Here is a 6,000-nt window from a genome sequence, read left to right on the forward strand (position 1 = left end):
CTCATAACGAAAGGAAAGGCGGTTACGCCTTTCCTCTTCTTTTTCTGTTTAAAAATGCAAAACGGGAGCCAAAAAGCTTTTCCAGTAAATGCGTCTTATGAGCTGTGTAAAGATAAACTGCAGCTCCGCCGCCGACCGTCAAGGCAAGCAATACTGCAGCCGGCACCTTTCCATCTTTAAAATCAATAAAGATCTCAGCAATCGACTGGATCACGGATACGAACACGCTCATCACGACCGTAAGCATGAGGATCAGGATGGTCCTCTTGAAGAACTGCTTAAAATGGAACTGCGCATGTCTTTTAATCATCGCAAAGCCGTAAATGATCGAGACGAGGAACCCAAGGGCTGTGGCAATGATTGATCCCTGTGCACCGAATGCAGTGATCAACGGATAATTGACTGCGGCTTTTATCATAAGTCCTGCTGCCAGACTGATGACTGCGAGCTTTTGCTTATTGATCCCCTGCAGGATGGCCGCGTTCACTGTGAAATAGCAAAACAATAAAGCGGACGGAGCCTGCCATTGCAAAAGCAGGGCCGCCTCGGAAGAATACCCGAAAAAGAACTCATAAATCGGTCCGGCCAGCACCATCATGCCTGCAACAGCAGGGAGAACGAGAAACATGATAATCTGGAACGCCTGGTTGATCTGGCGGTGGACCTGGCGCATTCCCCCTGTTGAAAAAGCCCGGGTGATCGATGGAACCAGTGTCAGCCCGAACGCAGTGGCAAGGGAAACAAGTATCATAATCAGGGAGCGGCCTTCAAATTGCACGCGGGAGAAAAGAGCTTTCGCTTCCTCATCGGTCGCACCGGTTTCTCTTAATGCGCCGTACATCGTCCCCTGGTCAATCAGCTGATAAAGCGGAATCGCCAAACCGATAAAAATAAACGGCAGGGAATACGTGAGGAGCTCTTTAAACAGCTCTCTCATTTTTACATCGGATGGAGGAACGGTATTTTCCTGCATCGCTTCGAGAGTATGTTTATGCTTTTGCCAGTAAACATACAGGACAAGCAGCCCGCCGACTGCCCCCACGGCCGCCGCGAGCGTCGCATAGCCGATCGCCTCAACAAGAGGGCCATCATACACCTTCAATACAATGTAAACAGAAGAAAGAAGGAAAATGATTCGGAAAAGCTGTTCGATCACCTGCGAAACAGAGGTCGGAGCCATCATCTGATGCCCCTGGAAAAACCCGCGCAGCAGTGCCATAATCGGCACTACAATCAGGGCAACACTCAGCATCTTGATCACGTATTCCACTTCTGCAATCGAACTGGATGGTGTATCCTCAGATTGCAGAGACCAGGCTGCAAGCTCCGGGGCGAGCAGATACATCGCCGCAAAAGAGGCAAGTCCCGTCAACAGCATGACGAACATTCCGTTGCGGAACATTCGGAGACTCGTCTGATAGTCTCCCATCGCATTGTATTTCGCTACAAATTTAGATACAGCCATCGGAAATCCGGCTGTCGCAATACTAAGGAATATCACATAAGGGGTATAGCCCATCTGATAGAGCGCCGTCCCCTGAGTGGTAACGAGCGCTGTAAACGGAATGATATAAATCATTCCGAGCAGTCTCGATATGTACGTACCGAGCGTTAAAATAAACGTGCCTTTTAGCAATTTATCTGACATATAGTTAATCACCGTTCTTGTGGAGGTTAGGTTCAACTTTACTAGTTTACCACACACAGGCATCAAGAGGAAAAAGTTGTTGGATTTTGCGGTTTTTCTTGAATGCGTGTTTCGGCTATAATGAATGAAGGTTAAAAAGAAGGTTGTGAAGCAATGAAATACGATGTAATTGTAATTGGAGGCGGTCCTTCTGGACTGATGGCTGCCATCTCGGCCGGTAGCAGGGGCGCTCGCGTTCTCCTCATTGACAAAGGAACAAAACTCGGCCGCAAGCTCGCGATTTCAGGCGGCGGCCGCTGCAACGTGACAAACCGCCTGCCCGTTGAAGAGATCATCAAGCACATCCCCGGCAACGGCCGGTTCTTGTATAGCGCGTTTTCTGAATTCAGCAATGAAGACATTATTTCTTTTTTCGAAGGGCTGGGTGTGGGACTGAAGGAAGAGGATCACGGCCGGATGTTCCCGGTTTCAAATAAAGCGCAGTCTGTCGTCGACGCCCTCCTGGACGAATTGAAAAGACTAAAGGTCCAGGTCAGGGTGAACGAGCCGGTTAAGCAAGTGAATTACGAAGAAGGAAAAGTAAAGGGAGTCACCCTCAAAACCGGCGAAGAGATCGAAGCGGACGCCGTCGTAACAGCAGTTGGCGGAAAAAGCGTCCCCCATACCGGAAGCACCGGAGACGGCTATGCGTGGGCGAAAGCAGCCGGGCATACAATCACTGATTTATTCCCGACAGAGGTTCCTGTTACCTCAAGCGAGCCATTCATCAAAAACAAGTCCCTGCAAGGCCTCGCACTCAGGGATGTCGCACTGAGCGTCCTGAATCCGAAAGGCAAAACCGTGATCACCCATAAAATGGACATGCTGTTCACCCACTTCGGCATTTCAGGTCCTGCCGTTCTGCGCTGCAGCCAGTACATCGTAAAAACGATGAAAAAGTTCAGCGCCCAATACGCGCGGGTCGCCATCGACGCCCTGCCTGGCCGGAAAGAAGAAGAACTGTTCCAGGAGCTTGTCGCCCTCGGAAAAGCCGAGCCGAAAAAAGCACTGAAGAACCTTTACAAAGGACTTCTCCCGGAACGCTATCTCCTGTTCCTGCTCGAGCAGCAAAGCATGGATCCTGCAGACACATTTGCCCAGGTACCCCACGAAAAGCTCCGGGCATTCGCCCACTCGTGCAAGCAATTTGAATTTAAAGTGGACGGAACCCTCTCCCTCGATAAAGCCTTCGTAACAGGAGGCGGGGTCTCTGTTAAAGAAATCCACCCGAAGGAAATGGCCTCCAAACTGATGCCAGGCCTCTACTTCTGCGGAGAAATTCTGGATATCCACGGCTATACAGGCGGCTATAACATCACCGCTGCCCTGATTACCGGGAAACTGGCCGGACACAATGCAGCTGAATATTCTTTGGAGCAAATGGACCCGGTGTGAACCGGGTTTTTTTGTTTTATTAAGGGGAGTGGCGAGAACGGGGCGGCTCGGGAACCGGGGCGAGGACAGCTCGAATTCTGTCGAAGAATCGATATAAGAGGGAAAATGGTCGATATATTGGAATTATGACCGAAATAATTCTATTTTGACCGATATATTGAAAAAACGACCGATATCTTATTCAGCCTTTCCCGCTTGGTAATTTGAAACCGCTATCTATCGGTACCAATTGGTCAAACAGACGATCAGCCAAAAGAAAAGTGGATGCAATCCGCAGAACTGGAGGTAGAAGAGAGCAGAAGCGGGGTTAGTGGGTAGATTTTCATTTATAGATACTCTTCCGAGGTGTATGGAGCGGGTATATTAAGAGAGGTTTTTGAGCGGGAAGGTTGTTGCAGCAAGCTTTTTCTGGTGTATCTTAAGCATATAAAAAAAGACTCTTAACGAGTCCTAATTAAAGCTAAAGCATTTATTTACTAATCTATTAATTTTTCAAATTCAAAGTCTGTTAAGGGATACTCTTTACTTTGCCAAAAGTAAACTGTTCCTGATTCAATTGATGCATATCTTGGGTTATCAAGACTTACGTTGTAAATATATTGTGCTTTTTCACCATCGTAAAATGAAATTTTATACTTAGGTTCTTTTCTATTTGAGTTCTCAAAATCTTTCCAGTACGAGGTTTCATTATTTCGTGGAATATTATCTCCTAATCTCTCTGCTAAATATCGGGTTTCTTTTTTACTCAGGTTAATTTTCTCTTTAGTTTGCAGATTTAATATGATAGCATTTTGTAAATTGTTTGTTTTCATTTGTGGGATTGCTTTGAAATTATATAAATAGAATAAGAAAACTCCTAAAATCACTATGAAAAAAGTAACGGAATAGAGAAGCTTATTTTTCATATGAATCCTTTCTAAAAAGAAAGATAATATTCATTATCTTTTTTCTAAAATTATTTAATTATCGCTCCCATTTATAAACTGTGTTTTCCATGAATGTAGCCCACTTAATGGTACTACTGACAGGATGGATTTTAGTAGTATAATAAGAGAATGTTCCCCAAGCTCCCTTGATAATAGCTTTACCCGGTTGACCATCCTGGTATGACTATCAAGCTCTTCTTCAATTAAATACTCCACTTTAAAAATTGAATTATTTTACATAGTAATAATAAACTTTTAAGGTAATTTATTCTATATATTTATTAAAAATATTTTTTATCTTTCACTGTGATTCCTTAACTTAAAGCAACTTTTGACCTTTGTGAAAACAGACAGGGTAGTGCAGTTCGGAGCTGTTCTCGTCGCGCCAAAGAAGAAACCCAATGCAATTGCATTGGGTTTAAACATTCATATAAACTTGTTAGCCGCCTAATAACTGAGTTCATTTAGTCCTCATATTCGCAAGAACATCAAAGCTTAGAGGGCGACTAGTTCTGCAAGCTTGGCCACTACTTCTGCCATTGGTTCTTCTGCAGTGTTCAGTCCGATTTGCGATCCGAGCAAGGGACTGACTTCCCTGAGAGCTTCATACGTTGTCTCGTGCACAATCGGAACGAGCCGATCACCTGCAAGGAATGCCGAAAGTTCTTTGTCAGTGATGCCTTCGGTTGGCAGGCGTTGCAATAACGCAGCATAACTATTTCGATAGGTTCTAGTTTAGCTGCCATAGTTGTTGTAATCAGTATTTGCTGATATTTGTTTCAATTCTCTAGATTTGGCACGATTTTGGATAAAAACGAGCAATTTCCGCACCATCCCTTTTCTGCTCCACATAAAAACAGCCCCCCGCTCCTCACACCCGGTACAGGACCATAGCTGAGAAGCAGTAGACCTGCTCACCTTCTGCGTCGCAGGATGCTGCGACAGAAAATTTGATGTCGACGAGCTGTTCATCGTCGAGCCCGGAAAGGAAACGATTCACTTCCTTTTCCAGGTCTTTTTCGTGTTCTTCATCAAAGAGTGCTACTCTCATTGCCCATCACCACCCCAGCTCGCAGGCCTCCCCATATTGTTCATGCCCGCAATCTCGTTCGTACAGTTTGAAGATCCTGCCGTCTTCAAAAAGAAATCTTTCTGCTAATTCATATTGTTTTCCTTCTTCATTTATGACAAGCCTGCCGATTGAATCTTTTCCGCAGTACAGCTCTATGAGGTCTTCACTGATTCTCGCGGTTACCCGCTTTGTGATGTCGAGCCTATGAAATTCGTTCATCGCCCATCCCCCCTTACCTCAGTGTATGAGAAGAGGGGTTATTTATGTTAACGCTTTCATTTTATGCGCAATAAAAAGGACTTCTCTGTGAAGTCCCTTCTACTTAGTTTTTTGGCACTGTTTCACCTTTCCAGTCGAGCATTCCGCCTGTCATGTTCACCACTTTATAGCCCTGGTCCTGAAGGTAAGCTGCCACGTTTTCGCTGCGGCGGCCTGAGCGGCAGATGAAGATGTATTCTTTTTCTTTATCGAGCTCACCCGCTCTTGCAGGGATGTCTCCCATTTTAATGTGCTTTGCTGTGGAGATCATGCCCTCTTCCACCTCTTCGTCTTCGCGGACATCGATCAATTCAATGTTTTCTCCGTTTTGAAGCTTTTCCTGAACTTCTGCTGGTGAAATTTCTTTAATCATCGCTGCATTCAGCTCCTTTTTCATAATGATTTCATTATAGCAGGCAACACTTCCTGTTGCGAGCTGGCCGATTAAGAGGAATTCCTGTTGATCCCACCGAATAGGAATTCCAACAGGGGTGAGCAGAGTGTCAAAGATTGTTGAACTACCCCCACTTAATTTCCTTGCAGAAATTTGAAGTGGGGGATTCCTAAGAACACGGGCGTAACCGCCCGTTATTGATTAGGCGATCCCCGCAGTCCCTGCGGTTAGAAGTCTCAAGGTTTCGGTCAAAATGTTTTGGCTCGCG

General features: G+C 45.6%; 7 protein-coding genes. 1 reads left to right on the forward strand and 6 read right to left on the reverse strand.

Features of this window, described 5'->3' with window-relative positions; translation table 11 throughout:
• Positions 1-22 precede the first annotated feature (22 nt).
• Positions 23-1,648, reverse strand: coding sequence for a putative polysaccharide biosynthesis protein (locus tag GKZ89_RS18380; RefSeq protein ID WP_155113862.1), 1,626 nt, complete (start codon positions 1,646-1,648; stop codon positions 23-25).
• Between the two features lie 153 nt (positions 1,649-1,801).
• On the opposite strand from GKZ89_RS18380, the gene GKZ89_RS18385 reads away from it, so the two are divergent.
• Entirely contained in the window at positions 1,802-3,082 is a 1,281-nt protein-coding gene (locus GKZ89_RS18385; RefSeq protein WP_155113863.1) for a BaiN/RdsA family NAD(P)/FAD-dependent oxidoreductase, read from the forward strand.
• Positions 3,083-3,558: 476 nt separating this feature from the next.
• Here GKZ89_RS18385 and GKZ89_RS18390 read toward each other — a convergent pair whose 3' ends face one another.
• The 5 genes from GKZ89_RS18390 to GKZ89_RS18410 all read right to left on the reverse strand — a co-directional run bounded on the left by GKZ89_RS18390 (position 3,559) and on the right by GKZ89_RS18410 (position 5,711).
• Positions 3,559-3,987: a hypothetical protein gene (locus tag GKZ89_RS18390; RefSeq protein WP_155113864.1), complete on the reverse strand. Its 429-nt coding sequence runs from the start codon at positions 3,985-3,987 to the stop codon at positions 3,559-3,561.
• A 516-nt stretch (positions 3,988-4,503) separates the two neighbouring features.
• Entirely contained in the window at positions 4,504-4,710 is a 207-nt protein-coding gene (locus tag GKZ89_RS18395; protein ID WP_241680320.1) for a hypothetical protein, read from the reverse strand.
• A 169-nt stretch (positions 4,711-4,879) separates the two neighbouring features.
• Positions 4,880-5,059, reverse strand: coding sequence for a sporulation protein Cse60 (locus GKZ89_RS18400; protein ID WP_155113865.1), 180 nt, complete (start codon positions 5,057-5,059; stop codon positions 4,880-4,882).
• A 6-nt stretch (positions 5,060-5,065) separates the two neighbouring features.
• Complete coding sequence (locus GKZ89_RS18405) at positions 5,066-5,299, reverse strand: DUF2553 family protein (protein WP_155113866.1); 234 nt, start codon at positions 5,297-5,299, stop codon at positions 5,066-5,068.
• 103 nt (positions 5,300-5,402) lie between these two features.
• Positions 5,403-5,711, reverse strand: coding sequence for a rhodanese-like domain-containing protein (locus tag GKZ89_RS18410; RefSeq protein ID WP_155113867.1), 309 nt, complete (start codon positions 5,709-5,711; stop codon positions 5,403-5,405).
• Between the last annotated feature and the right edge of the window lie 289 nt (positions 5,712-6,000).

This window comes from Metabacillus mangrovi (assembly GCF_009711125.1).
Lineage (GTDB): Bacteria > Bacillota > Bacilli > Bacillales > Bacillaceae > Metabacillus_B > Metabacillus_B mangrovi.